Here is a 25699-nt window from a genome sequence, read left to right on the forward strand (position 1 = left end):
CCTGTGGGCAATCACGCAGAAACGGACGGGAAACCGCACACCGGGCATTCTGCGGACACGGGCCACGGAGCGGCGGCGCGCCCGGAGCGCGCCGTGCCACGGGTGGTGCGAGCATCGGCACGGGGTTCCGGAGAGCGGCGGCGACACGGCCGCCGCGAGGGGTCGAGGAGAGAGTGACGATGACCGGCGAGACGCACACCCCCGGCACGCCCTGCTGGGTGAGCCTGATGGTGCACGGACTGACCACGACCCAGGACTTCTACGGCGAACTGTTCGGTTGGGAATTCCAACCCGGTCCCAAGCAGCTCGGGCCCTACGTCCGGGCCCTGCTGGACGGCGAGGAGGTCGCCGGAATCGGCCAGCTTCCGCCCGACCGCCACCTTCCGGTCGCCTGGACGCCCTACCTCGCCTCGGACGACGTCGACCTGACCGCGGAGACGGTACGGCTGTGCGGCGGCACGGTCGGGGTCGGCCCCCTGGACGCGGAGGACGCGGGCCGGCTGGCGATCGCTTCCGACCCCTCCGGCGCGGTCTTCGGCATCTGGCAGGCGGGAGTGCACCGCGGCACGGGCATCTCGGGCGTCCCCGGCACACCGGCCTGGCACGAGCTGCTCACCTTCGAGACGGCGAGCGTCACCAAGTTCTACGAAACGGTCTTCGGCTACGAGGAGGAGCCGGTGGTCTCCGCCGACTTCGACTACGTCACCCTCCATATCGACGGTCACCCGGTTGCCGGAATCCACGGCGTCGGCAACTCCCTCCCCCGCGACCGGGGCCCGCACTGGATGACGTACTTCGAGGTGGCCGACACCGACGAAACCCTCTCCCACCTCACCGCCCTCGGCGGCCACATCCTGAAACCGGCCCACGAGAGCCCCCACGGCCGCGTGGCGACGGTGGCGGATCCGGAGGGGGCACGCTTCTCGGTGGTACAGGGACCTCGCTGAGGCTCGGATCGCCGACGACGTGGGCGAAGGGACCGTCAACCCACACGCCTCAGCCCCTCCGCCTCGGAACCGGTCGGTCCATAGGCGCCGGGGTGGAACAGCAGTGCCTCTTCCCGTTCTCCCGCGATGGCGGCCGTGACGCGGCCGATGACGATCAGGTGGTCGCCGCCGGCGCAGGTGTCCTCAACGGTCGCTTCCAGCCAGGCTGTTGCGCCGGACAGGCGTGGGGTGCCGTTGCCCAGGACGCAGGAGCAGGGGATGTCGGCGAAGCGGTCGGGGTGGCGGCGGGCGAAGGCGCGGGCGATGTCCTGCTGGTCCGCGGCGAGGACGTTGACGCAGAACATGCCGGCTTCGCGGACCAGTGGCCAAGTGTCCGAGAACCGGGAGACGTTGAAGGAGATCAGCGGCGGGTCCAGGGACAGGGAGGTGAAGGCCCGGCAGGTGAATCCCGCCGGGCCGGTCGACGTCGTGGTGGTGATGACGATGACGCCCGTGGGGAACCGGCCGGCGACGGATCGCAGGAGGGCGGGGTCGGTGATCGGCCTGACGACGGTCAGCGGCCGTCCAGGCCCAGGGGCGGGAGGCTCCAGAAGCGGGTTCGGACTCATCGGGCCGCCCCCATCCGTACGGCGAGCTCGTCCACGGCCCACTGGCGCAGCGGGGCGGGCCCGCCGTCGGTGCTGATGTCACGCAGCAGGATCAGCGGGGACAGCGCCTGCCGGTCGAGGGAGGCCGACGCCACCAGGGCACCGTGGGCCCGGTCCGGCTGCTCCAGCCGCAGGGAGCAGCGGGCGGCCTGGCAGTGGGCGTAGGAGGCGTACGGAGCACCCAGCCCGGCGGCGGTGCGGTACGCCTCGCGCGCCTCGGCGACCCGGCGCTCCCCCATCAGGAAGTCGGCCGGCCGTACGTGCGCCTTGGGATCGAGCGGGTCCCACTCGGTCATCCGTCGGTAGAACCGCTCCGCGCCCTCGACGTCCCCGCGGGCCTTGGCCGAACGCCCTGAGGTCTCGAGGACGGGGTGGACGTTCTCCAGCGCCAGGAGCCGGGCATCGCCGTCCGCGAGCGCCACGGCCTCCAGGGCGTATTTCTCCGCCAGTTGCAGCTGCCGGTCGACCTCCGCGTGGTCGCCCTCGAAGAACGGTATGAAGGCCACTCCGCGCCGGTAGATGGACGTGTGCAGCGGCTCCATCTCCACGCCGGCCCGGTCGGCCACCTCGTCGGCGGCGGCCAGCCAGTACCGCATGTCGGCCAGTGCCTTCTGCTTCTCGCCCTTGGCGCACAGCACGATCATGTGGGCGGCGGCCCCGTACCGTACGGCCGGGTCGAACTCCTCGGTGCGGGCGATGGTCTCCATGACGCCGCGGCCCGCACGAACGCCGCGGCCGCGCTCCGGGCGTCCCCGGCGAGCTGTGCGTCGGCGTTGTGCCGGAAGTAGGCCAGCCGCAGGGCGTCCAGATCGCGGCCGGTCGGGTCGGCGGGGACGAGGGCCGCGATGGTCTTCCAGAAGCCGAGCTTGGCCAGCGCGGTCACCAGGCGGGACCGGTCGCCGGTGGACAGCCCGGACCAGCTCTCGGTCAGGGCGCACAGGTGCTGCCAGCGGGCCGACCTCAGGGATACGGGCAGGTCGCGGGGGTCGTCCGGGTTGGGCCGGCCGGGCTCCTCGGTCTTCAGCGCCTGCCTCAGCAGTCCGAGCGAGGCGATCTGGTAGACGGGTACGGGCAGGTCATGGTCGAGGCGACGGCCGACGTCGGCGGTGCACTGGGCGTGCAGGGGGCCGCCGGGGCTCTCCAGGTCGAAGTGGGAGGCGAGGAGTTCACGTGACCGAGGGGCCGGCTCCGGCTCGAAGGTTCCCCCCGGCGGCTCCTGCATCGGGGGCAGGTCGCCGACGCTTCCCTTGGTCCGCAGAAACTTCTCCACCGCTGGCTCCTCCGTCGTGGTCCTCTGTCGTCGATCGGCTGTCGTTGATCAGCTGCCGTTGATCAGCTGCCGTTGATCGGCTGTCGTTGATCCGATGGGTGTGCGCCACGAAGGGTGATGGCCGCAAAGGGAGTTCGCCCTTTGCGGCCATCGCGAGCCCGCCTGGTCGCCAGGAGGGCAGGTCGCCTGATGTCGGAGATCAGACGGCCGGGGCGTAGTAGGCCACGCCCGAGACCGTGAGACCGAACTCCTCGGCCAGCTCGTCCGTCTCGACCTCGACCTCGGTGATCTGCTCGGCGTCCATGTCTGAACCTCCTGTTGTCGACTGTGGCCCCTGGGGTTTCGGGACAGGTCAAACGCAGGAGGGGCTTCTCAAAGCTCCGCCGGGCTTTGCTGGAGATCGACTCGAGAGACGGCCAGGGCATGCGTGAGCCGGGTCGGACCAGGAAGTGACCGCCGTGCCGGGCCCTCAGACGGCGGTGACGGGCAGCACGTCGGGGGACAACGCCGCCGCCCGTGCCGTGGCCGCGGTCATCCGGCGGCGGTGATGGCGACGGCACAGGACCTCGTACCCGATCGCTTCCGCCTGGTTGACGTCCCCGACGACCACCTGAGCGCCTTCCACGACCATCTCGCCCCCTATCGTGCGGGCGTTGTGCGTGGCGCGGGCGCCGCACCAGCAGAGGGCCTCGACCTGCAACACCTCTACGCGGTCGGCCAGTTCCACCAGGCGCTGGGAGCCCGGGAACAACTTGGAGCGGAAGTCCGTCGTGATGCCGAAGGCGTAGACGTCGAGGCCCAGGTCGTCGACGACGCGGGCGAGTTGGTCGATCTGCCCAGGGGCCAGGAACTGGGCCTCGTCGGCGATGACGTAGTCCGCGCGGCCGCCCTGGGAGAGGTGGTCGACCAGGTAGGCGTACAGGTCCTGGCCGTCCTCGACCTCCACCGCGTCCGTGACCAGGCCGAGGCGGGAGGAGAGTTTGCCCTCGCCAGCGCGGTCGTCCCGGGTGAAGATCATGCCCTGCAGGCCGCGCGCGGAGCGGTTGTGCTCGATCTGGAGAGCCAGGGTCGACTTCCCGCAGTCCATGGTTCCGGAGAAGAACACCAGCTCGGGCATGGGGAGTTGAGCACCTTTCGGCAACGGAGGACGGCAGCGGGAGGTTTCAGGAGCGTACTTCGAGCAGCGGGACCAACTGCTCCGCGGGGGTCATCGAACCGTGGTTGCCGACCATCGCCGACTCCTTGGGCTCCCGCTCGGACGCGATGATCAGGACGTCGTCCCGCGCGGCCGCGACCACGTCGCCGAGACGCGCGTACACCCGGTCGTCGACCTGTGGGCCGAACCAGCCGGCGGCGATCGCCTCGTCCCGCGAGGCCACCCAGAACTGCTCGCCGAGCACCTCGCGCCAGCAGGTCAGGACGTCGTTCTCGGCGCCCGGCACCGCGTAGATGTGGCGGGCCCGGCCCTCGCCGCCCAGCAGGGCGACTCCGGCGCGCAGCTCCCAGTCCTCGTCGAAGTCGATGCGGTGCTGCTCGTCGAAGGGGATGTCGACCATGCCGTGGTCCGCGGTGACGTAGAGGGCGCTGCGCGGCGGGAGTTGTTCCGCGAGGCGCTGCACCAGACGGTCCACGTGCATGAGCTGACCGCGCCAGGTGTCGGAGTCGACGCCGAAGCGGTGTCCCGCGCCGTCGAGTTCGGCGTAGTACGTGTAGACCAGCGCGCGGTCGGCGGCGGCCAGTTGCTCGGCCGCGAGGTCCATGCGGTCCTCGCCCGCCAGCCGGCCGAGGAACTTGCCGCCGCTCAGCGCGACCTTGGTCAGCGGGGTGTTCTCGAAGGTCGGTGAGGACACCTGCGCCGCGTGCACGCCCGCGTCATGGGCGAGCTGGAAGACCGTGGGGTACGGCTGCCACACACGCGGCGAGGTCCACGGCTGCCAGCGCAGCTGGTTCATCAGCTCGCCGGTGTCGGGGTTGCGCACGGTGTAGCCGGGCAGTCCGTGCGCGCCCGGCGGCAGTCCGGTGCCGACGGAGGCGAGGGAGGTCGCGGTGGTCGCCGGGTAGCCGGCGGTGATCGGCCGGCCGGTGCCGCCGCGCGAGCCCGCGAGCAGCGAGGCCAGGTAGGGGGCCTCGTCCGGGTGCGCCCGCAGCTGCTCCCAGCCGAGGCCGTCGATCAGGAACACGCAGTTCCGGTCGGCGGGGGTCAGCTCGGTGATCGTGGCGGTCGTGCCGGGTACGCCCATGCCGGCGGCGAGCGTGGGCAGGAGGTCGGCGAGGGAGCCGCTGCCGTATTCGGGCAGCGGTGCGGAGTCGACGGCCAGTGGTTCCGGGTAGGACTCCCAGGCGGTGGGCTGCGCCATCAGTGTGCGGTGTCCGCGGTCGCCTCGGAGAGGGACTGGGCGAAGACGAGGGTCTGGCGGACCGTCTCGGGGCCGTCGCCGGCCTCGCTGACCCGCAGACTGAGGTCGTCTGCGGTCGAGTTGCCCGTGTAGCCGTGGTCGGCCTCGCAGTTGGGGTCGCCGCAGGCGGCCGGCTCCAGGTCGATCCGGGAGACGGCGCCCCAGCCGATGGTCAGCACGACCTCGCGGGGCAGGGTGCCCGGCTGGTACTGCTCCGGGTTGGCGACCACCCGGCTGAGCACGACCGACGAGATCCGGCCAAGCTTCACGGACTCGGTGGACGTCGTGGCGTACGGCGTCGGGGAGGTGCTGTCGGCGGCCTGCTCGTCGGTGTGGCTGACGATGAAGCGGTTGCCGGTGAGGACGAGCACGGTCACATGCCGCCGCACCTCGTTCTGGTCGAAAGTCGTCTCCTGGTGGACCAGGTACGACCGGATGGGCTCGCCGCCCACAGCGGCCTCCACCGCCTCGGCCACGAGGGCCGGGTAGTAGCCGCTGCGCTCGATCGCCGCTCGCAGCCCCTGGGTCGTCGTACTGGTCTTGGCCATGAGCCCCATCCTACGGGGGACCACCGACTGCGAGGCACCGCTCAGGGGTGTTCTCAGTACGCGGGCAGGGTTCGCGGGCCGAGGTCGTCGCGGGCGGGCGGGGGTGCCAGGCGTACGGAGGCGCCGAGGACGCTCAGGCCGTGCGGGGCCACGACGACCGGTTCCAGGGTCACCGCGACGACCTCGGGGTGGTCGTCGACGAGGCGGGACACCCTCAGCAGCAGCTCCTCCAGGGCCGCGGTGTCGACGGGCGCCGAGCCTCTCCAGCCGAACAGGAGCGGTGCCGTCCGGATGGAGCGGACCAGAGAGGTCGCCTCGCGGTCGGTGACCGGAATCAGCCGGTGCGCGACGTCCCCGAGCAGCTGCGAGGCGGCACCGGCGAGCCCGAAGGAGAGCACCGCTCCGGCCGCGGGGTCGATGACGGCCCGTACGACGGTGTCCACGCCGCGTGGGGCCATCCGCTGCACGACGGGGCGCAGCTCCTCGGGCGTCCCGAACAGCTCGGTCAACTCGGCGTACGCCCGCCGCAGTTGTTCCTCGTCCGCGAGATCGAGGCGGACGCCGCCCAGGTCGGCGCGGTGCCTGAGGTGCGGGGCGGTGGCCTTGAGGGCGACGGGGTAGCCGAGGGCGCCGGCGGCTCGGGCGGCGTCGTCGGGGGTGGGTGCGGGCAGGGCCCGGTGCACCTGGACGCCGTACCTGCCGAGGAGTTCGCAGGTCTCGTCGGTGCCTAGGGTCAGGCCCTGTCCGCGTGCGAGGAGGCCGTCGATCAGTTCGGCGGCGCCCTTCTCGTCGATGTCCTCGTGCTCGGGCACCTTGCCGGGCTCCGCGGCGTCTCGTCGCCACTGGGCGTACTTCACGGCTTCGCCGAGGGCGCGGACGGCACGCTCCGCGGCGGGATAGGCGGGGATGAGACGGGAGCAGTTCCGGGGTGCCTCTTCGGGGGCCTTGACGGCGAGGCGGTCCAGGGCGCGGAAGGGGTGGGAGGCGCTCGGCGTGGCGGCCTGCGGTGCCGTGCTGGCCGCGGCGGACAGTGCCTCCGCGAGTCCGCCCAGCTCGACGTGGACCACCAGCACCGGCTTGCCCGGCAGCCGCTCGGCCGCCGACCTGAGCGCCTCGGCGAGCGCCGCGTCCCCGGCGGAGCCCTCCCCCACGGCGGGTATCGCGGTCACGACCACCGCGTCGCAGGTGTAGTCCGCCAGCGCGCGCGACAGGGCGGTGTGGAAGTCCGCGGGCGAGGCGGCCGTCGTCAGGTCCAGCGGGGTCAGCGGCCTGAGCCCCTCGGAGAGGCAGGCGTCGTAGGTCAGCAGGCCCAGGGACTCGGAGTTGCCGAGGATCGCCACGCGCGGGCCGCCCGGGAGGGGCTGCCGGGCGAGCAGCAGGCCGGTGTCGACGAGCTCGGTGATCGTGTCCACGCGGATCACACCGGCCTGTCCGAGCAGGGCGGACACCGTCGAGTGCGGCAGCCGGGTGGCCCGTACGGCATGCCCCTGGGGGGCGGCGCCGGCGCTCTGGACGACGACCAGCGGCTTGGCGGCCGCGGTGCGGCGGGCGAGGCGGGTGAACTTGCGCGGGTTTCCGATGGACTCCAGGTACATGAGGACGACGTCGGTGTCCGGGTCGTCGTACCAGTACTGAAGAACATCGTTGCCGGAGACGTCCGCGCGGTTGCCGGAGGAGACGAAGGTGGACACGCCCGTGGTCCCCGTGACGCCGCCGCCGCGTCGGTGCAGGCGGGACAGCAGGGCGATGCCGATGGCACCGGACTGGGCGAAGAGGCCGATACGGCCGGGGCGGGGCTTCTCGTTGGCGAGGGACGCGTTCAGCTGTACGTCCGGGTTGGTGTTGATGATGCCGAAGGCGTTGGGCCCGATGATCCGCATGCCGTACGCGCGTGCGTGCCGTACGAGTTCGCGCTGCCGTTCGCGTCCCTCGGGCCCGCTCTCGGCGTACCCCGCGGAGATCACCACGAGTCCCTGCACGCCGTGCTCGCCGCACTCGGTGACGACCTGGGGGACGTGCTCGGCGGGCACGGCGACGACCGCCAGGTCGACGGGCCCCTCGATGTCGCGCACCGAGCGGTAGGCGGGTACCCCGTCGAGCTCCTTGTCGGGGAATGCCTGGTTCACGGCGTACAGCCGGCCCGTGAAGCCGGCGTCGCGGATGTTGTCGAAGATGCCGCGGCCCACGCCACCACGGGCGCGGCCGACGCCGATCACGGCGACCGAGCCGGGCGTGAGCAGCCGCTGCACCGACCTTGCCTCGGCGCGCTGCTCGCGCGCGTACTGCACGGCGAGGGAGCGGTCGGTGGGTTCGAGGTCGAACTCCAGGCGGACGACGCCGTCCTCGAAGCTGCGCTTCTGGGTGTACCCGGCGTCCCTGAACACCTTGATCATCTTGTTGTTGGCGGGCAGCACCTCGGCGGCGAAGCGGCGGATGCCGCGCTCGCGGGCGACGGCCCCGATGTGTTCGAGGAGGGCGGAGGCGACGCCCCGGCCCTGGTGGGCGTCCTGCACGAGGAAGGCGACCTCGGCCTCGTCGGCCGGTGCGGACGCGGGCATTCCATCGGCGCCGATGCGGTCGTAGCGTACGGTGGCGATGAACTCACCGCCGACCGTGGCGGCGAGTCCCACCCGGTCCACGAAGTCGTGGTGCGTGAAGCGGTGGACGTCCTTGGCGGACAGACGAGGGTAGGGCGCGAAGAAGCGGTAGTACTTCGACTCGTCCGACACCTGCTCGTAGAAGCTGACCAGGCGCTCGGCGTCATCAACGGTGATGGGGCGGATGCGCGCGGTGCCGCCGTCGCGCAGCACCACGTCGGCTTCCCAGTGCGCGGGGTACTCGTGCCGGTCCGGCGAGGTCTGCATGGGCCCCAGATTACGGCTCGCGTACGACAACGGCGCGAGGCAGTCTGTGGAGAACGCAAGAGGATCACTCAAGGACGGAAGTCGGACCGAGGCCGCGGTCCGACGACTCACCCCGGACGGGACACAGGTCCGATCCGGAGACGCTTCACGTTGTGGGAAACTGGTCTAGACAACCCTGAACACCGAAGGGCAGCATCACATGGCTGAGCGCCGCGTCAACGTCGGCTGGGCCGAGGGTCTTCACGCCCGCCCCGCTTCCATCTTCGTCCGGGCCACCACGGCCTCCGGTATCCCCGTGACGATCGCCAAGGCCGACGGCAACCCCGTCAACGCGGCCTCCATGCTGGCGGTTCTGGGCCTCGGCGCCCAGGGCGGCGAGGAGATCGTCCTCGCCTCCGACGCCGAGGGCGCGGACGCCGCCCTCGACCGACTGGCGAAGCTGGTCTCCGAGGGTCTCGAGGAGCTTCCCGAGACCGTCTGATTTACCGGGGCCGACTGATTCACGGCACCACAGAAGGGCTCGTCCGAATTTATCGGGCGAGCCCTTTGCATTTCCCGCTCAAAGGCAGCAGAAATAATCCCCCACGAATTACTGCCTCTTTGTATACGGCTCTCGTGTTAATGCCGCAGGCTCGGCATGTTTACGGGATGTTGCGAGTTCCTCACACGCTCCGGCCGATCTCCCGCGCCGTTGAATCGGAGTCGGTGCGCGGCTGTCGAGCGCTCCGTGTGCAGCGCCGTGACCGCCCGCGCGCGCTCTCCGTCGCCGCGCGCCACGGCGTCGACGATGGCGCCGTGCTCCGCCCAGGACTCGACGGGGTTGGCCGGGGCGTCCACGGCGTACATCCAGGAGATCTTGTGCCGCAGCTGGGTCAGCATCGAGGTCAGCGCGGGGCTGCCGGAGGCCTGGGCGAGCGTCTCGTGGAACCAGCCGCCCAGGGACCGCAGGTCATCGCTGTTGCCCCTCCTGGCGCGCTCCTGGCCCAGCCTGACCAGACCGCGCAGGACCTTCAGATGTGCCTCGGTGCGCCGCTGGGCGGCCCGCGAGGCACCCAGGGGCTCCAGGAGCATCCGCATCTCCAGCAGGTCGGCGGCCTCCTGCTCGGTCGGTTCGGCCACGCACGCGCCCGCGTGCCGCCGCGTCACCACGAAGCCCTCGGCCTCCAGAGTGCGCAGCGCCTCCCGGACGGGGACACGGGAGACCCCGTAGCGACGGGCGAGGAGTTCCTCGGTGAGGCGGCTGCCGCGCTCGTAGACACCGGCGACGATGTCGTCCCTGATCGCGGTGCATACCGAGTGCGCCGGAATACGCATGACCGACCTCCGCCTTAATCCCCGTGAAACGTCGATGATTGACGTGTGTTCAGTGACTCTATTGCAAAGAGCGGGAATTTCCGATGGCGAGCCGGAATCCATGGATATTTTTTGGACAGCGGGGCGACACAAACGGCAAAACCCCGGCTCGGAGAGCCGGGGTTTCAGAAGATCTCGCGGTCCGTCGTCAGACGTTCACACCATGCGAACGCAGGTAGGCGACGGGGTCGATGTCCGAGCCGTACTCCGCGGTCGTGCGCGCCTCGAAGTGCAGGTGCGCCCCGGTGACGTTGCCGGTCGCGCCGGAGAGGCCGATCTGCTGGCCCGGAGTGACCGTCTGGCCCACCGAGACACCGATGGACGACAGGTGCCCGTACTGGGTGTACGTGCCGTCGTTCATCTTGATCACGATGTTGTTGCCGTACGACCCGCCCCAGCCGGCCTCGACGACCGTGCCGGAGCCGACCGAGCGGACGGAGGTGCCGCTGGCGGCGTGGAAGTCGACGCCGGTGTGGCTGCCGGAGGACCAGACGGCGCCGCCGGCCTTGTAGCCGGTGGAGATGTACGAGCCCGAGATCGGGGCGACGTAGCTGTTGAGGCGCTTGCGCTCGGCGGCGGCGCGGGCGACGCGCTCCTTGGCCTCGCGCTCCTTCTCGGCCTTGGCGGCGGCCTTCTCGCGCGCCTCCTCCTCGGCCTTCTGCCGGGCCTTCTGCTCGGCGGCCTCGACGGCCGCCTGCTGTTGGGCCTCGGCCTGGGCGTCGATCTGGGCGGCGACCGAGTCGCCGATGGTGATGACCGGGGTGAGGCCGGTCTGCTCGGCCGCGGGCTCCGCGGCGAGGGCCGGGGCCGCGAGGGTGCCGATGACGCCGGTGGTGGTGAGTGCCGCGACCCCCGCCACGTGGGCGGTGGTGCGCTTCATCCGGCTGGGACGGCGGTGCTTCCCGGTGGCGCGCGTGAACGCCATGTAGTGGCTGGTCCTTTCCTTCCCTCTCGCCTACCGGGTTAGCTGACGGGTTCGGAGCAGGAAGGTCTCCTACGGACCCCCTCGCTGCACGCGCGGGCGTCCGATTCACCCCAGGGACTACATAAATGTGGGTCCCCGGCTCCCCTGGCTCGCGCCGTACGGGGACTCGGCGATGGCTGTCCGGTGCCGCGGGCGCGGCGCACTGCCTGACGAACAGCCCGGATGACGCTAAGCGGGGCGACTTTCAAACCCCAAACGGATCAGGGCTTTTGTAGCGCATGCCACAGGGCAGACAGGCAACCTCTCCCCTAATTCGGACATTAAGGGGCCCTGGTGACACGTCAGTCACCAGGGCCCCTTCACGCGCGTGCCGCTACTCGGCGGACACGACGGTCACTTCACCGATTCCGAGGGCCTCCACGGGCTCCTTGATGGCGGACGCGTCGCCGACCAGGACCGTCACCAGCCGGTCCACCGGGAAGGCGTTGACGGCCGCCGCGGTGGCCTCCACGGTGCCGGTCGCGGCGAGCTGGCGGTACAGCGTGGCCTGGTAGTCGTCGGGCAGGTGCTGCTCGACCTGGTCGGCCAGCGTGCTCGCGACGGCCGCCGCGGTCTCGTACTTCAGCGGGGCCACGCCGACGAGGTTCTGCACGGCGACGTCCCGCTCTGCGTCGGTGAGCCCCTCCGCGGCGAGGGTGCGCAGGACCGTCCACAGGTCGTCCAGGGCCGGACCGGTGTTCGGGGTGTCGACGGAGCCGCTGATGGCGAGCATCGCGGCGCCCGTACCGTCGGGAGCGGACCTGAGGACCTGCCCGAACGAGCGCACGCCGTAGGTGTAGCCCTTCTCCTCGCGCAGGACGCGGTCCAGGCGGGAGGTGAGGGTGCCACCGAGGCAGTACGTGCCGAGCACCTGCGCGGCCCACACACGGTCGTGCCGGTCGGCGCCGATCCGGCCGATCAGCAGCTGCGTCTGGACGGCGCCGGGCCGGTCCACGATGACGACACGGCCCGTGTCGTCGGCGGTGATCGGCGGCACCGGACGCGGCTCGGCCTGGGAGCCGGTCCACGAGCCGAGGGTGTCGGCGAGCAGCGCGTCGAGGTCGATGCCGGTGAGGTCACCGACGACCACGACGGTGCCGGTGGCCGGGCGGACGTGCTTCTCGTAGAAGGCGCGTACGGCCGCGGAGTCGATGTTCCGGACGGTCCCCTCGGTGCCCTGGCGTGGGCGGGACATGCGCAGGTCCGCCGGGAACAGGGTCCTGGAGAGCTCCTTGGCGGCCCGGCGCGAGGGGTTGGCCAGCTCGTGCGGGATCTCGTCGAGGCGATTGGTGACGAGGCGCTCGACCTCGCTGTCCGCGAACGCGGGCGCTCTGAGGGCGTCGGCCAGCAGACCGAGCGCCTTGGGCAGCCGCGACGCCGGGACCTCGAGGCTCAGCCGTACGCCGGGGTGGTCGGCGTGGGCGTCGAGGGTGGCGCCGGCCCGCTCCAGCTCGGCGGCGAACTCCTCGGCGGTGTGCTTGTCGGTGCCCTCCGAGAAGGCCCGCGCCATGATCGTGGCGACGCCGTCCAGGCCGGCCGGCTCGGCGTCCAGCGGGGCGTCGAGGAGGACCTCGACGGCGACGACCTGCTGGCCGGGGCGGTGGCAGCGCAGGACCGTCAGGCCGTTGTCGAGCGTGCCGCGCTCGGGGGCCGGGAAGGCCCACGGCCGCGCCTCGCCCGCCTGCGGCCGGGGGTGGAATTCCATCGTGGCGAGCTCGGTCACTTGGCCGCCTCCTCGTTCTTGTCGCCGGCCTCGACGGTGGCCTCGGCCTCGGGGTCCTCCGGGGGATCCGCGTCCTCGGCGGTCTCTCCGGAGACGGGCTCGTAGACGAGCACCGCGCGGTTGTCGGGGCGCAGGCGGGCCTTGGCGACCTCCTGGACCTCCTGGGCGCTCACCTCGAGCACACGGTTGACGGCGGTGAGGGCGAGCTGCGGGTCGCCGAACAGGACGGCGTAGCGGCACAGTTCGTCGGCGCGGCCCGCGACGGTGCCGAGCCGGTCCAGCCACTCGCGCTCCAACTGGGCCTGGGCGCGCTCCATTTCCTCGGCCGTGGGACCCTCCGCGGCGAACCGGGCGAGCTCCTCGTCGATCGCCGCCTCGATGACCGGCACCTCGACGTCACCGGACGTCTTCACGTCCAGCCACCCCAGGGAGGGCGCCCCGGCGAGCCGCAGCAGGCCGAAGCCGGCGGCGACGGCCGTACGGTCGCGGCGTACCAGCCGGTTGTAGATGCGGGAGGACTCGCCGCCGCCGAGGACGGTGAGCGCCAGGTCTGCCGCGTCGGCGTCGCGCGTGCCGTCGTGCGGCAGGCGGTAGGCCGCCATCAACGCGCGCGCGGGGACCTCTTCCTCGACGACCTCGCGCAGCTGCTCGCCGATGACCTCGGGCAGCGAGCCGTCGCGCGGGGCGGGCTTGCCGTCGTGGGACGCGATCGAGCCGAAGTACTTCTCGATCCAGGCGAGCGTCTGCTCGGGGTCGATGTCGCCGACGACGGACAGCACCGCGTTGCCCGGCGCGTAGTACGTCCGGAAGAACGCGCGCGCGTCCTCCAGCGTGGCCGCGTCCAGGTCGGCCATCGAACCGATCGGCGTGTGGTGGTACGGGTGCCCCTCGGGATAGGCGAGGGCGGTCAGCTTCTCGAACGCCGTGCCGTAGGGGACGTTGTCGTAGCGCTGACGACGCTCGTTCTTGACGACGTCCCGCTGGTTCTCCATCGACTCGTCGTCGAGGGCGGCGAGCAGCGAGCCCATGCGGTCGGCCTCCAGCCAGAGGGCGAGCTCCAGCTGGTGGGTGGGCATGGTCTCGAAGTAGTTGGTGCGCTCGAAGCTCGTGGTGCCGTTGAGCGAGCCGCCCGCGCCCTGGACGAGCTCGAAGTGGCCGTTGCCCTTGACCTGTCCGGAGCCCTGGAACATCAGGTGCTCGAAGAGGTGAGCCAGGCCGGTACGGCCCTTGACCTCGTGACGCGAGCCGACGTCGTACCAGAGGCACACCGCCGCGACCGGGGTCAGGTGGTCCTCGGAGAGCACCACGCGCAGCCCGTTGGCCAGGCGGTGCTCCGTTGCTGTCAGGCCTCCGGTGCCTGCCTGGTCTGTGGCCGTGTGACCCATGGGCATGTACGTCCCTTCGATCGCGGTGCGGTTGATCTGAACCGCGTTTTTCTGCCGGTCCTGCCACTGTATGCAAGCGTGCGGAGCGCCGGTGAAGTTCCCGGTGGTCGTACGCCGACAGCGAGATCCCGTAGCCTGCGGGCGGGCGCCGCGTGCCGTACGGGTGAACACCCGGCGGGACGGCTGACGCCGGGTCGTCGTCCGCGTTGTCAGTGCCGCGGTCCACAATGGTCCGCGTCAGATCCCGTTCACGCTTCAGCAAGAGTGAGCCGAAGGGGCGCGACCCGAAGGCGAGCGACCAGAAAAGAGGAGCCGGCAGCGATGGCCCGCCGAAGCACGAAGACCCCGCCGCCCGACGACTCGTTCGAGGAGAAGATCCTCGACATCGACGTCGTCGACGAGATGCAGGGCTCCTTCCTCGAGTACGCGTACTCGGTCATCTACTCCCGCGCCCTGCCGGACGCCCGTGACGGCCTCAAGCCGGTGCACCGGCGAATCGTCTACCAGATGAACGAGATGGGCCTGCGCCCCGACCGCGGCTATGTGAAGTGCGCCCGCGTCGTCGGCGAGGTCATGGGCAAGCTGCACCCGCACGGCGACGCGTCGATCTACGACGCCCTGGTGCGCATGGCCCAGCCCTTCTCCATGCGCGTTCCCCTGGTCGACGGCCACGGCAACTTCGGTTCGCTGGGCAACGACGACCCGCCGGCCGCCATGCGGTACACCGAGTGCCGGCAGGCCGAGGCGACGAGCCTGATGACCGAGTCGATCGAAGAGGACACGGTCGACTTCGCCCCCAACTACGACGGCCAGGAGCAGGAGCCGGTGGCGCTGCCCGCCGCGTTCCCGAACCTGCTGGTGAACGGCGCGTCGGGCATCGCGGTCGGCATGGCCACGAACATGCCCCCGCACAACCTCTCCGAGGTCATCGCGGCCGCCCGCCATCTGATCCGCCACCCCAACGCGGATCTCGAGACGCTGATGAAGTACGTCCCGGGCCCCGACCTGCCCACCGGCGGCCGGATCGTCGGCCTGGCCGGCATCCGGGACGCGTACGAGACGGGCCGCGGCACGTTCAAGATCCGCGCCACGGTGTCGGTGGACACCGTCACGGCCCGCCGCAAGGGTCTGGTCATCACCGAGCTGCCCTTCGCGGTCGGCCCGGAGAAGGTCATCGCCAAGATCAAGGACCTGGTCGGCTCGAAGAAGATCCAGGGCATCGCCGACGTCAAGGACCTCACCGACCGTGCGCACGGCCTGCGCCTGGTCATCGAGATCAAGAACGGCTTCGTACCGGAGGCGGTCCTGGAGCAGCTGTACAAGCTGACGCCGATGGAGGAGTCCTTCGGCATCAACAACGTCGCGCTGGTCGACGGCCAGCCGCTGACGCTGGGCCTCAAGGAGCTCCTCGAGGTCTACCTCGACCACCGCTTCGAGGTCGTGCGCCGGCGCAGCGAGTTCCGCCGCACCAAGCGCCGTGACCGTCTGCACCTGGTGGAGGGCCTGCTCACGGCACTCGTCGACATCGACGAGGTCATCCGCCTCATCCGCTCCAGCGACAACTCCGCGCAGGCCAAGCAGCGCCTGATGGAGCGTTTCTCGCTGAGCGAGATCCAGACGCAGTACATCCTGGACACGCCGCTGCGCCGCCTCACCAAGTTCGACCGCATCGAGCTGGAGTCCGAGAAGGAGCGGCTCAACGCGGAGATCGAGGAGCTGACCCGGATCCTCGACTCGGACACGGAGCTGCGCAAGCTGGTCTCCACCGAACTGGCCGCGGTGGCCAAGAAGTTCGGCACCGACCGACGTACGGTCCTGCTGGAGGCGGGAGCGGTCGCCCCCGCGGTCGGCGTTCCGCTCCAGGTGGCGGACGACCCGTGCCGGGTGCTGCTGTCCTCGACGGGTCTGCTGGCCCGTACGGCGAACGGCGAACCCTTCCCGGAGGACGCGGACAGCCGGCGCGTGAAGCACGACGTGATCGTCTCGGCGGTCCCGGCGACCGCGCGCGGTGAGGTGGGCGCGGTGACGTCGAGCGGCCGGCTGCTGCGGATCAACGTCATCGACCTGCCGCAACTGCCGGACACGGCGTCGGCGCCGAACCTCGCCGGAGGGGCTCCGCTGACGGAGTTCGTCTCCCTGCCGGACGGCGAGACGCTGGTCTGCCTGATGACCCTCGACGAGTCGTCGCCGGGTCTGGCGCTCGGCACGGAGCAGGGTGTGGTCAAGCGTGTGGTGCCCGACTATCCGACCAACAAGGAGGAGTTGGAGGTCATCACGCTGAAGGACGGTGACCGGATCGTCGGCGCGGTCGAGCTGCGCACCGGTGATGAGGACCTGGTCTTCATCACGGACGACGCGCAGTTGCTGCGCTACCAGGCCGCGCAGGTCCGCCCGCAGGGCCGGCCCGCGGGAGGCATGGCGGGCGTCAAGCTCACGGACGGCGCGAAGGTCATCTCCTTCACCGCGGTGGACCCGGCCGTGGACGCGGTCGTCTTCACGGTCGCGGGCTCGCGCGGCACGCTGGACGACTCCGTCCAGACGACGGCCAAGCTGACTCCGTTCGACCAGTACCCGCGCAAGGGCCGCGCCACCGGCGGCGTCCGCTGCCAGCGGTTCCTGAAGGGCGAGGACTGTCTGTCCCTGGCCTGGGCGGGTCCCGTACCGGCCCGCGCCGCGCAGAAGAACGGCACACCGGCGGACCTGCCGGAGATCGACCCGCGCCGTGACGGTTCGGGTGTGTCGCTGGCGAAGACGGTGTCGGTGGTGGCGGGACCGGTCTAGAACGCGGGGTCCTGAAGGTCCTCTTCGGGATCCTGTACGTAGCGCAGGACGCCCCACATTCCGTGCTCGTCGGCGGTGTGCGGGGCGTCGCTCCGGCACTCCCCCAGTTCCTTGCCGAGCGCGGGCACATCGATGCCGGACCCGATGAGAACCAGCTGGCTGAGGCGCTCGGTGTCCGCGGGCCAGGGTTCCGGGTAGAAGCGCAGGAACCGCCCGACGGCATGGACGGCGTAACGGTTCCGGTTGTCGTACGCGCCGAAGTCGACGTACCCCTTGATCCGGTACAGCCCCTCGGGCCGACTGTCGAGGAACCGCATCAGCCGGCGCGGATCGAGCGGCGTCTCGGAGACGAAGGAGAGGCTCTCGTACGCGGCGTGCAGATGCCCGTCGTGCGTGTCGTCCCCGTGGTGGTGCAGGTCGTCGAAGGAGAGCTGCCCGATCCGCTCCTCGCCGGGCCGGCAGTCGAAGAGGAACTCGGGGTCGATGCGGCCGTAGGCGGCGGACACCACGGCGGCACGGTCGACGAGGGACCGTACGAGTCCGAGGACGCGCTCGCCGTCGGCCGCCCGGTCGAGCTTGTTGACCACGACGAGGTCGGCGAGGGCGAGATGCCGGTCGATCTCGGGGTGCTTGGCGCGGGTGTCGTCGAACTCGGCGGCGTCGACGACCTCGACGAGTCCGCCGTAAACGATCCCCGGATGCTCACTCGCGAGCAGCATGCGCACGAGTTCCTGGGGTTCGGCGAGTCCGCTGGCCTCGATAACGACGACATCGATGCCGGTGTCCGGACGGGCAAGCCGTTCGAGGTACACGTCCAGCTCGGCGGCGTCGACGGCGCAGCACAGGCAGCCGTTGCCGAGGGAGACGGTGGAGTCGCCCAGGGCGCCCGCGACGGCCATGGCGTCGATCTCGATGGCCCCGAAGTCGTTGACGATCGCACCGATGCGGCTGCCTCCGCTGCGGTGCAGGAGGTGGTTGAGGAGGGTGGTCTTGCCGGAGCCGAGGAATCCGGCGAGTACGACGACCGGGATCTGCCGACGGCTGTGGCTCGGCTGACTCAACGTGCGACCTCTCTGACACCGGTGCGTGCACCGGATCGTGGGCCCGGCGCACGTACGAGGATTGAATGCCGGACCAGGATACGAGCCGGAAGAATCACCGCGAAGTGAACGATTGTTAGCAGCACTTGCGGGGCAGACGTTGGGCAAGGCGCCGGTGCGTGCGACCCTCGCTTCCCTCCGTGCGCCTCCTCTCCGCCTCCCCCGCCGATCAGAGCCGCTCGGCACCCTGGGAGACGGCAAGCGCCGCCCACCGCTCGCCGGTCCCCTTCCGTCGACCCGCACCCCGACGACCGGCGGACGGCCGCCTGATCCGGGGGTTGACATGGCCACACAGAACTACGGGATACGTGCACTCGGCTCCGCAGCAACAGCCGGACTCGGCGCGGTCGTCGGCGTCCTCGCCACCATGGCCGCGCAGCGCCACACCATCGAGTCGCTGCGCGTGCGCCTGGAGCACCTGGAACAGCACGCGCACAACCAGCAGCACACCAACCTGGCCAACCAGCATCGCCAGCACTGGGAGTTGCTGAGCAAGGCAATCGACGATCCCGACCTCGCCGAAGTCCTGGACCTCTACGAGGACCCCGTCTCCCCCAAGCAGCGTCGGCAATATCTGTTCGCAAACGTCCTTTACACCAATCTGCTCTTCTACTACCGCATTGGGAATATAAGCCGCGAAGAATTCTTCGGACTTGCGCGCGGGATGTTCCAGAACCCGATCGTGCGGGAGTACTGGTACGCCACTCAGCCGCATCGCGCCAGCATCGCGAACTCCGAGGAAGCTGAAATCGGACTGATGGTCGACGATCTCCTGCGCCAGTTGGAAGAGGCGGACACGGAGGAGTGGTGGGTGGTCGGGGACCCGCCGACCCAATAGCCGCATGCCCGCCTTGGCAGAAAATGTAAGCTCAGGCCCCTTTCGCCGCCCTTGCGGAGCACCCACTCACCGTCTGTCGATGCACGTCACGCCAACGGGCGATAACGGATGAATAAAACGGCGCGTTCTTCGAGGGGAATGAGGTTGACTACTGCGCGACCGCGCAAGGAGTCGGCCACCACAAGGATTCGTCGCTCCACGCCGCCCGGTGGTCGAGACCCAGCCCTACAGGGATGCAATCGCGCCGCGCTGCTGTCGTGCGCAGGCGCCTTTGCCTTGAGACCAGTAGGGAATTCAACAGTGAGTCAGATCGTCCGTCGCCTCGGCGCGTCTCCACGAGAACGAGGGAGTGCAACCGGTGCGACTTGCCCGGATATTTTCGAATTGGCCGACGGGAATTTCGCCATCATCGGCACGGACGCAACCGACTCACTCGACTCGCAACTTCCCGCAGACGCCGCGCGCGCGGACTACGAACGCATCGTGGTGATCACTCGGGAGACGCTGGTCCGCGCCAGAGCAGACATCCCGGATGTGTGAGTGATGCCATGTCCCTTGTCGCCGACATATCAGCAGCCGCCGGCGCGGCAGGTAGCCTGATCGCCGCCACTGCCGCGGTCATCGCTCTCAGGCGTCGGCCTCGACACCCGGAAGGCCCCGCCGCCCGGTCCGGGACCGATCCGCACGGGCCTCGCCAGGCCCTCGAAGATCAGCCCCCCGGCACCACTTCGCAACTTCCCGAAGATCCCGATACGCGCCGACGGGCCGACCGGTCGGGGTGACGGGCGCGCTCTCAGGTCCGGCACCTCGCCAGGTGCCGGACCTTTCGCGTCTCTCACACCGCCCCCGGCACCGCCACCGGCGCCCCCGGCCCCACATACCGCGCCACCGGCCTGATGATCTTCGAATCCTGTGCCTGCTCCAGGATGTTGGCGCTCCAGCCCACCACCCGCCCCGCCGCGAAGGTCGGGGTGAACATCTCGCGGGGCAGACCGCAGAGTTCCATGACCACGCCCGCGTAGAACTCGACGTTGGCGTGGAGTTCGCGACCGGGCTTCAGCTCGGCCAGGATCGCCTCGATCTGACGCTCGACCTCGACGGCGAAGGCGACGCGCGGGCCGCCGAACCGCTCGGCGACCTCGCGCAGCATGCGGGAGCGCGGGTCCTCGGTGCGGTAGATGGCGTGACCGAAGCCCATGATGCGCTCGCCGGCGAGGACCCGTTCACGGATCCAGGGATCGATACGGTCGGGCGTACCGATCGCATCGAGGGTGTCCAGCGCACGACTGGGCGCACCGCCGTGCAACGGCCCCGACAGTGCCCCGACCGCACCCACGAGACACGCCGCGACATCCGCACCCGTCGAGGTGATGACGCGCGCCGTGAAGGTTGATGCATTGAAGCCGTGATCAATGGTTGAGATCAAGTATTGCTCGATCGCCCGCGCACAGCGTGGATCCGGCTCCGAACCCGTCAACATGTAGAGGTAGTTGGCCGCGTAGGACAGGTCCTCGCGCGGTTCCACGGGTTCCAGCCCCTGCCCCAGCCGGTACAGCGCGGTGAGCAGGGTCGGCACGGCCGCGGCCGTGCCGACGGTGTCCCGCCGACGTTCGTCCGCGTCGATGTCGTACACCGGGCGGAAGCCCTTCGCCGCACCCAGCAGCGACAGCGCCGTGCGCATCCCGGCGAGCGGGCCGGAGACCGCGCTCGCCGCCGCGACGGCGGGCAGTGCCGCCCGCACCTCGTCGGGCAGCCGGCGCAGAGCGGCGGTCTCGGCGGCGAAGGCGGCGCCACGTTCGGCGTCCGGCAGTTCGCCGTGGACCAGAAGATGCCAGACGTCCTCGAACCCGCGGGTCTGCGCGAGTTCGACGGCCGAGTACTGGCGGTAGTGGTAGAAGCCCTCGACCCCTCGGACATCACCGATCTCCGTGTCGGTGACGACGACGCCCGCGAGTCCTCGCGGTACGTCGACGAGGGTCGCCGCGGTCCTGTTGACGGACATGTTTCCTCCCTGGACTTGATTCGACTGTCCATGATTGACTCCGCTACTGTCAATATTGATTGAATCAATATTCACTCAACGCCGATACGGTGACCTCATGAGCGATCACGAACCCGTTCCCGACCTCGAGGGACGGCGGCTGACCACCAAGGAGGCCGCCGAGCTCCTCGGTGTGAAGTCCGAGACCGTCTACGCCTATGTGAGCCGCGGTCAGCTCGGCAGCCGACGTGTGCCCGGCGGCCGCGGCAGCACCTTCGACGCCAAGGAGGTACAGGCGCTCGCCCGGCGCAACAGGCGCGACAGCGGCGGGAGTTCGGGCACCGGCGGCGAGCTGTCCGTCCGGACCCGCATCACGCTCATCGACACGGACCGGTACTACTTCCGGGGCGTCGACGCGACCGAACTGGCCGCGCGCCATTCCTACGAGGAGATCGCCGAGTGGCTGTGGACGGGGCGGATGCTTCCCGGCACGACCTTCACGGCCCCCGACACCTCTGTCTCCGTCGCCCGACGCGCCGTCGACGCGCTACCCGAACACACCTCGCCCACCGACCGGTTGCGGGTCGCGGCGATCGCCGCCGCGACCGCGGACCCACTGCGCTTCGACCTGTCCGAGAGCGCCGTGCTGGGCACCGCTCGCATCCTCATCCCCACCCTCGTCGCCGCCCTGCCTCCGGTGCGGATCGGCCACCGCGACGAGGGCTCGCTGGCCGAGCGCCTGTGGGCCCGGCTCAGCGCGCGCAAGCCCGACGAGGCGTCCCTGCGCGCCCTGGACACCGCCTTGGGCCTGCTCGTCGACCACGACCTGGCCGCTTCCACCCTCGCCGTGCGGGTCGCCGCCTCGGCCCGCGCACACGCCTACGCGGCCGTCTCCGCCGGGCTCGGCGTGCTCGAGGGCCCGCTGCACGGCGCGGCCAGCGGGCTCGCCCACCGGCTGCTGCTGGACGTACTCGACCGCGGCGACGCGGGCCCCGTGATCGCGGACGAGCTGCGGGCCGGACGCCGCATCCCGGGACTGGGCCACCGGCTCTACCCGGGCGAGGACCCACGCGCGCGTGCCCTGTTCGGCCTCCTGGAGGAGATCCCCCGCGCCGCGCCCGCCCTCGCCGCGGCCCGCGACGTGGTGGCCACCACCGCCCGCCACACCCCGCTGCACGCCAACGTGGACCTGGCCCTCGCCGTGCTCACCGCGTCCTCCGGGATGCTCGCCACGGCCGGCGAGACGATCTTCGCTGTCGCCCGCACGGCGGGCTGGATCGCCCACACCCTGGAGGAGTACGGGGAGCGCCCGCTGCGCATGCGCCCGACCGGTCTCTACGTAGGCGCCAAGCCACCTCAAGCGCTGCCGTAGCGGGACACCAGCACCGTCGGAAGTCGCCCCGAGCCGAGTCAGGTTAGGCTCACCTCTGTGAGTACGTGTGTATCCGTCTCCCGCGACCTCGACGAGCCCATTTCCGGGACCGCGGCGACCGCGAAGACCTGGCTGCTCCTGGAACAGTCCGGTCCGTGGGGCGCTCATGCGCTCACCTCGAGCCATCTGGACCCCGCGCTGGGCCGCGCCCTGGAGCGGGCGGCGAAGGGCACGGGCGTACGGATCGCGCTCATCCGCCGTCCCGGGCGGCACGCGGACTGCGGCACACCGTCCGTGCGCCGGGTGTACGCGTCCCACACGGCTCCCGGGAGCGTCTGGCTGCACAGTGCCGAGGTCCGCGACCCGCGGCGGCTGCTCGATCTCGACTTCGCCGCGCTGGGCGCCGGTGACCACCACAGCTTCGGCTCGGCGCTCGACGGACGGCCCCACACAGGTGACCCGCTCGCGCTCGTCTGCACCAACGGCAAGCGCGACCGCTGCTGCGCGCTCCTCGGCCGACCCCTGGCGGCCGAGCTGTCCGCCTCCGGGGTCGAGGGGGTCTGGGAGGTCACCCATCTGGGTGGACATCGCTTCTCGCCGACGCTGCTCGTCCTGCCGTACGGCTACGCGTACGGCCGGGTCGGGGCCCACGCCGTCAAGGAGATCCTGCACAGCGTCCAGGACGGACGGATCGTCGTGGAAGGCTGCCGCGGAGGCTCGGCCTGGGAGCGGCCCGGCCAGGCGGCGGAGCTGGCGGTGCGCACGGCGGCGGGCGAGTACACGGCGGACGCGCTGAGCGTCGTACGGATGGACGGCGCGGCACCGCGCTGGGAGGTGACCGTCGCGCACGTCGACGGGCGCCACTGGCGGGTCGCCGTGGCCCAGAGCGCGTCCCTGCCGCCGCGCGCCGAGAGCTGCGGGACGTCGGTACTGGGCTCGCCCGCGCGGATGGACGTGGTGGCGGTGCGCGAACTGGCACCGCCGGCAGCGCTCGCGAGCTGACCTGGGCGTACGACTTCCGCGCGGAGACGGTCGTACGGCCCCCATGTATTGATCAAGAGATCCACGCCACACCCCTACGGCAGCTCGCACCCCTCCGCGTACCGTCATGGGTATGAGCCCCACTCCCCCCGCACGACGCCTCCGCCTCGGTCTGCCGCGGCGGATGTTCTCGCAGCTGCTGCTGATGCAGCTCGCGATCGCCGCGGGGGTCACGGTGCTCGCGACCGGGCTCTTCCTAGCGCCGCTGAGCGACCAGCTGGACGACCAGGCGATGCGCCGGGCCCTCGCGATCGCGCAGACGACCGCCGAGCAGCCGCAGATCGCGAAGGACCTGCAGAGCACCTCGCCGTCGGTGAACGGACCGGTGCAGGTGGAGGCCGAGCGGATCCGGAAGGCCACCCAGGCCGAGTACGTCGTGATCATGAACACGAGAGGCGTGCGCTGGTCGCACACCGACACACAGCAGATCGGCGGGATCGTCTCCACCGACCCCGCGCGGGCGCTGGCCGGCGAGCAGGTCATGGAGATCGACGACGGCACCCTGGGCCGCTCGGCCCGCGGCAAGGTGCCGTTGCGCGACAGCGACGGCGACATCATCGGCGCGGTCTCGGTGGGCATCGCGTACGACAGCGTGCGGGCCCGGCTGATCCACGCGATCCCGGGGCTGCTCGCCTACGCGGGCGGTGCCCTGGCCGTCGGCGCGCTCGCCGCCTGGCTCATCTCCCGCCGGGTCCAGCGGCAGACCCGTGACCTGGCCTTCTCCGACATCTCGGCGCTGCTCGCGGAGCGCGAGGCGATGCTGCACGGCATCAGGGAGGGCGTCGTCGCTCTGGATCGCAGCGGCCGTATCCGTCTCCTCAACGACGAGGCGCGGCGCCTGCTGGGCATCGGCGACGAGGCCGTCGGCCGCTCCCTGGACGAGGCGCTCGGCGAGGGCCGTACGACCGACGTACTGGCCGGCCGGGTGACCGGCACCGACCTGCTCACCGTGCGCGGCCAGCGGGTCCTGATCGCCAACCGCATGCCCACCGACGACGGCGGCGCCGTCGCCACCCTGCGCGACCGCACCGAGCTGGAGCAGCTGGGGCGGGAACTCGACTCGACGCGCGGTCTGATCGACGCTCTGCGCGCCCAGGACCACGAACACGCCAATCGGATGCACACGGTCCTCGGACTGCTCGAACTGGAGATGTACGACGACGCCGTGGAGTTCGTCGGAGAGGTGGTCGGCGACCATCGCGCCACCGCGGAGCAGGTCACCGAGAAGATCAGGGACCCGCTGCTCGCGGCCCTGCTGGTCGGTAAGGCGACCGTCGCGGCGGAGCGCGCGGTCGCGCTGTGGATCTCGGACCGGACCTGGCTTCCCGATCGGCTGATCGATCCCCGCGGCATCGTCACGGTCGTCGGCAACCTGGTGGACAACGCGCTGGACGCCGTCGCGGGCAAACCGCACGCGCGCGTGGAGGTCGAGTTGCGCGCGGAGGGACGTACGGCCGTCCTCAGGGTGCGTGACACAGGGCCCGGGATCCCCGCGGAACACCGTGAACTGGTCTTCACCGAGGGCTGGTCCACGAAGAAGCCGCCGGCACACGGCAAGCGCGGCATCGGTCTCTCCCTGGTGCGCAGGCTGGCCGAGCGCCAGGGCGGCAGCGCGACCGTGACCGAGGCCGACGGCGGGGGCGCGGAGTTCACCGTCGTCCTGCCGGAGGCCCTGGCGGGCCCCGACCTGGAACCGGCGCTCACCGTACCCGCAGTCGTCGAGGAGGAGTCGTGATGATCGAGGTCCTTGTCGTGGACGACGACACGCGTGTCGCGCGGGTCAACGCCGCCTATGTCGAGAAGGTGCCGGGCTTCCATGTGGCGGGCGAGGCGCACAGCGCGGCGGAGGCGCTGCGCCAGGTGGAGCTCCTGCCCCGGCTCGACCTGGTCCTCATGGACCACTACCTGCCCGACGAGACGGGTCTGTCGGTCGTCCAGGAGATGCGGCGCCGCGGCCACCAGACCGACGTGATCATGGTGACGGCGGCCCGGGACATCACCACCGTGCAGGCGGCGATGCGGCAGGGCGCGTTGCAGTACCTGGTCAAGCCGTTCGCCTTCGCGGGCCTGCGCGCCAAGCTGGAGGCGTACGCGGAACTGCGCCGCACCCTCGACGGCGGCGGCGAGGCGGAACAGGCCGAGGTGGACCGCATCTTCGGCGCCCTGTCCGCGCCGTCGGAGCCGGACCTGCCCAAAGGTCACTCCCCCACGACCGCGGAGCTCGTACGGCAGTCCCTGATGAACGCCGAAGGCCCCCTGTCGGCCCAGGAGATCGCCGAACGGACCGGAGTGAGCCGCCAGACCGCTCAGCGCTATCTGAAGCTCCTGGAACGCACGGGACGCGCCCGCCTCACCCTCAAGTACGGCGACGCGGGCCGCCCGGAACACCGTTACGTGTGGGCGACCCGCGCCTGAGGGCACGGCCCGTGGGGGCGGGGGAAGGGAACCGTGCCCTCCCCTCTTACGGATGTCACCCCGTCGTCGTCTCG

22 protein-coding genes and 1 riboswitch are annotated in these 25699 nt (G+C 70.8%); of the genes, 9 read left to right on the forward strand and 13 right to left on the reverse strand.

The annotated features are described in order from the left end of the window. The first annotated feature begins 179 nt into the window (after positions 1-179). The gene (locus ACWD3I_RS27410) at positions 180-947 is read left to right on the forward strand and encodes a VOC family protein (RefSeq protein ID WP_365407943.1); all 768 of its coding nucleotides are present in this window, start codon (positions 180-182) and stop codon (positions 945-947) included. A gap of 35 nt (positions 948-982) precedes the next feature. Here the strand turns inward: ACWD3I_RS27410 and ACWD3I_RS27415 are convergent, their stop codons facing one another. The 7 genes from ACWD3I_RS27415 to ACWD3I_RS27445 form a co-directional block, all read right to left on the reverse strand. Continuing rightward, on the reverse strand, positions 983-1555 hold the full coding sequence (locus ACWD3I_RS27415) for a flavin reductase family protein (protein WP_365407940.1): 573 nt from the start codon (positions 1553-1555) through the stop codon (positions 983-985). Next, on the reverse strand, positions 1552-2301 hold the full coding sequence (locus ACWD3I_RS27420; protein ID WP_365407937.1) for a hypothetical protein: 750 nt from the start codon (positions 2299-2301) through the stop codon (positions 1552-1554). The genes ACWD3I_RS27415 and ACWD3I_RS27420 overlap by 4 nt, the downstream gene beginning before the upstream one ends. After that, the gene (locus ACWD3I_RS27425) at positions 2235-2864 is read right to left on the reverse strand and encodes a hypothetical protein (RefSeq protein WP_365407934.1); all 630 of its coding nucleotides are present in this window, start codon (positions 2862-2864) and stop codon (positions 2235-2237) included. Before ACWD3I_RS27425 ends, ACWD3I_RS27420 begins: the two co-directional genes overlap by 67 nt. Positions 2865-3333: 469 nt before the next feature. Then, complete coding sequence (locus ACWD3I_RS27430; protein WP_365407931.1) at positions 3334-3981, reverse strand: thymidine kinase; 648 nt, start codon at positions 3979-3981, stop codon at positions 3334-3336. A 46-nt stretch (positions 3982-4027) separates the two neighbouring features. After that, positions 4028-5221 carry an alkaline phosphatase family protein gene (locus ACWD3I_RS27435; protein ID WP_365407928.1) on the reverse strand — a complete coding sequence of 398 codons (1194 nt, stop codon included), beginning with the start codon at positions 5219-5221 and terminating at the stop codon, positions 4028-4030. Next, positions 5221-5808 carry a DUF5998 family protein gene (locus tag ACWD3I_RS27440; protein WP_365407925.1) on the reverse strand — a complete coding sequence of 196 codons (588 nt, stop codon included), beginning with the start codon at positions 5806-5808 and terminating at the stop codon, positions 5221-5223. Before ACWD3I_RS27440 ends, ACWD3I_RS27435 begins: the two co-directional genes overlap by 1 nt. Before the next feature lie 53 nt (positions 5809-5861). Further along, positions 5862-8672: a bifunctional acetate--CoA ligase family protein/GNAT family N-acetyltransferase gene (locus tag ACWD3I_RS27445; protein ID WP_365407921.1), complete on the reverse strand. Its 2811-nt coding sequence runs from the start codon at positions 8670-8672 to the stop codon at positions 5862-5864. Between the two features lie 199 nt (positions 8673-8871). Between ACWD3I_RS27445 and ACWD3I_RS27450 the strand changes: the two genes are divergently transcribed. Beyond that, positions 8872-9153: an HPr family phosphocarrier protein gene (locus tag ACWD3I_RS27450; RefSeq protein ID WP_059198592.1), complete on the forward strand. Its 282-nt coding sequence runs from the start codon at positions 8872-8874 to the stop codon at positions 9151-9153. Positions 9154-9290: 137 nt separating this feature from the next. Here ACWD3I_RS27450 and ACWD3I_RS27455 read toward each other — a convergent pair whose 3' ends face one another. From ACWD3I_RS27455 to ACWD3I_RS27470, 4 genes are all read right to left on the reverse strand, one after another. Beyond that, a complete protein-coding gene (locus ACWD3I_RS27455; protein WP_365407918.1) occupies positions 9291-9986 on the reverse strand; it encodes a GntR family transcriptional regulator in 696 nt (231 codons plus the stop codon). A 187-nt stretch (positions 9987-10173) separates the two neighbouring features. Further along, complete coding sequence (locus ACWD3I_RS27460) at positions 10174-10950, reverse strand: M23 family metallopeptidase (protein ID WP_365407915.1); 777 nt, start codon at positions 10948-10950, stop codon at positions 10174-10176. A gap of 12 nt (positions 10951-10962) precedes the next feature. Further along, positions 10963-11132: riboswitch (cyclic di-AMP (ydaO/yuaA leader) on the reverse strand. Positions 11133-11323: 191 nt separating this feature from the next. Further along, positions 11324-12712: a M16 family metallopeptidase gene (locus ACWD3I_RS27465; RefSeq protein ID WP_365407912.1), complete on the reverse strand. Its 1389-nt coding sequence runs from the start codon at positions 12710-12712 to the stop codon at positions 11324-11326. After that, positions 12709-14103 carry a M16 family metallopeptidase gene (locus tag ACWD3I_RS27470; protein ID WP_365407909.1) on the reverse strand — a complete coding sequence of 465 codons (1395 nt, stop codon included), beginning with the start codon at positions 14101-14103 and terminating at the stop codon, positions 12709-12711. Before ACWD3I_RS27470 ends, ACWD3I_RS27465 begins: the two co-directional genes overlap by 4 nt. Positions 14104-14418: 315 nt before the next feature. On the opposite strand from ACWD3I_RS27470, the gene ACWD3I_RS27475 reads away from it, so the two are divergent. Continuing rightward, on the forward strand, positions 14419-16878 hold the full coding sequence (locus ACWD3I_RS27475; RefSeq protein WP_365407906.1) for a DNA gyrase/topoisomerase IV subunit A: 2460 nt from the start codon (positions 14419-14421) through the stop codon (positions 16876-16878). Here ACWD3I_RS27475 and ACWD3I_RS27480 read toward each other — a convergent pair. Continuing rightward, positions 16875-17939, reverse strand: coding sequence for a CobW family GTP-binding protein (locus tag ACWD3I_RS27480; RefSeq protein ID WP_365407903.1), 1065 nt, complete (start codon positions 17937-17939; stop codon positions 16875-16877). The genes ACWD3I_RS27475 and ACWD3I_RS27480 overlap by 4 nt on opposite strands. A 322-nt stretch (positions 17940-18261) precedes the next feature. Here ACWD3I_RS27480 and ACWD3I_RS27485 point away from each other — a divergent pair, with 322 nt between their 5' ends. Both ACWD3I_RS27485 and ACWD3I_RS27490 read left to right on the forward strand, forming a co-directional pair. Further along, positions 18262-18816, forward strand: a complete 555-nt coding sequence (locus ACWD3I_RS27485; protein ID WP_365407900.1) for a DUF6082 family protein — start codon at positions 18262-18264, stop codon at positions 18814-18816. 300 nt (positions 18817-19116) lie between these two features. Then, complete coding sequence (locus ACWD3I_RS27490; RefSeq protein WP_365407897.1) at positions 19117-19356, forward strand: hypothetical protein; 240 nt, start codon at positions 19117-19119, stop codon at positions 19354-19356. A 295-nt stretch (positions 19357-19651) separates the two neighbouring features. Here ACWD3I_RS27490 and ACWD3I_RS27495 read toward each other — a convergent pair whose 3' ends face one another. Next, a complete protein-coding gene (locus tag ACWD3I_RS27495; protein WP_451084201.1) occupies positions 19652-20818 on the reverse strand; it encodes a citrate synthase/methylcitrate synthase in 1167 nt (388 codons plus the stop codon). 97 nt (positions 20819-20915) lie between these two features. Between ACWD3I_RS27495 and ACWD3I_RS27500 the strand changes: the two genes are divergently transcribed. The 4 genes from ACWD3I_RS27500 (at position 20916) to ACWD3I_RS27515 (ending at position 25625) form a co-directional block, all read left to right on the forward strand. After that, positions 20916-22169: a citrate synthase gene (locus tag ACWD3I_RS27500; protein WP_365413000.1), complete on the forward strand. Its 1254-nt coding sequence runs from the start codon at positions 20916-20918 to the stop codon at positions 22167-22169. Positions 22170-22226: 57 nt separating this feature from the next. Beyond that, positions 22227-23171: a sucrase ferredoxin gene (locus ACWD3I_RS27505; protein WP_365413002.1), complete on the forward strand. Its 945-nt coding sequence runs from the start codon at positions 22227-22229 to the stop codon at positions 23169-23171. 112 nt (positions 23172-23283) lie between these two features. Further along, the gene (locus ACWD3I_RS27510; protein WP_365413004.1) at positions 23284-24945 is read left to right on the forward strand and encodes a sensor histidine kinase; all 1662 of its coding nucleotides are present in this window, start codon (positions 23284-23286) and stop codon (positions 24943-24945) included. Then, a complete protein-coding gene (locus ACWD3I_RS27515; protein ID WP_046257064.1) occupies positions 24945-25625 on the forward strand; it encodes a response regulator in 681 nt (226 codons plus the stop codon). The genes ACWD3I_RS27510 and ACWD3I_RS27515 overlap by 1 nt, the downstream gene beginning before the upstream one ends. Positions 25626-25699 lie beyond the last annotated feature (74 nt).

It is taken from the genome of Streptomyces sp. NPDC002817 (assembly GCF_053592055.1).

What these genes read in the sequence shown, in the direction of transcription:
- ACWD3I_RS27455 (WP_365407918.1), bottom strand. Translation starts at nt 9,986, where the DNA reads ATGCGTATTCCGGCGCACTCGGTATGCACCGCGATCAGGGACGACATC.
- ACWD3I_RS27410 (WP_365407943.1), top strand. Translation starts at nt 180, where the DNA reads ATGACCGGCGAGACGCACACCCCCGGCACGCCCTGCTGGGTGAGCCTG.
- ACWD3I_RS27475 (WP_365407906.1), top strand. Translation starts at nt 14,419, where the DNA reads ATGGCCCGCCGAAGCACGAAGACCCCGCCGCCCGACGACTCGTTCGAG.
- ACWD3I_RS27495 (WP_451084201.1), bottom strand. Translation starts at nt 20,818, where the DNA reads ATGTCCGTCAACAGGACCGCGGCGACCCTCGTCGACGTACCGCGAGGA.
- ACWD3I_RS27430 (WP_365407931.1), bottom strand. Translation starts at nt 3,981, where the DNA reads ATGCCCGAGCTGGTGTTCTTCTCCGGAACCATGGACTGCGGGAAGTCG.
- ACWD3I_RS27500 (WP_365413000.1), top strand. Translation starts at nt 20,916, where the DNA reads ATGAGCGATCACGAACCCGTTCCCGACCTCGAGGGACGGCGGCTGACC.
- ACWD3I_RS27470 (WP_365407909.1), bottom strand. Translation starts at nt 14,103, where the DNA reads ATGCCCATGGGTCACACGGCCACAGACCAGGCAGGCACCGGAGGCCTG.
- ACWD3I_RS27445 (WP_365407921.1), bottom strand. Translation starts at nt 8,672, where the DNA reads ATGCAGACCTCGCCGGACCGGCACGAGTACCCCGCGCACTGGGAAGCC.
- ACWD3I_RS27440 (WP_365407925.1), bottom strand. Translation starts at nt 5,808, where the DNA reads ATGGCCAAGACCAGTACGACGACCCAGGGGCTGCGAGCGGCGATCGAG.
- ACWD3I_RS27485 (WP_365407900.1), top strand. Translation starts at nt 18,262, where the DNA reads ATGGCCACACAGAACTACGGGATACGTGCACTCGGCTCCGCAGCAACA.
- ACWD3I_RS27510 (WP_365413004.1), top strand. Translation starts at nt 23,284, where the DNA reads ATGAGCCCCACTCCCCCCGCACGACGCCTCCGCCTCGGTCTGCCGCGG.
- ACWD3I_RS27420 (WP_365407937.1), bottom strand. Translation starts at nt 2,301, where the DNA reads ATGGAGACCATCGCCCGCACCGAGGAGTTCGACCCGGCCGTACGGTAC.
- ACWD3I_RS27450 (WP_059198592.1), top strand. Translation starts at nt 8,872, where the DNA reads ATGGCTGAGCGCCGCGTCAACGTCGGCTGGGCCGAGGGTCTTCACGCC.
- ACWD3I_RS27515 (WP_046257064.1), top strand. Translation starts at nt 24,945, where the DNA reads ATGATCGAGGTCCTTGTCGTGGACGACGACACGCGTGTCGCGCGGGTC.
- ACWD3I_RS27435 (WP_365407928.1), bottom strand. Translation starts at nt 5,221, where the DNA reads ATGGCGCAGCCCACCGCCTGGGAGTCCTACCCGGAACCACTGGCCGTC.
- ACWD3I_RS27415 (WP_365407940.1), bottom strand. Translation starts at nt 1,555, where the DNA reads ATGAGTCCGAACCCGCTTCTGGAGCCTCCCGCCCCTGGGCCTGGACGG.
- ACWD3I_RS27460 (WP_365407915.1), bottom strand. Translation starts at nt 10,950, where the DNA reads ATGGCGTTCACGCGCGCCACCGGGAAGCACCGCCGTCCCAGCCGGATG.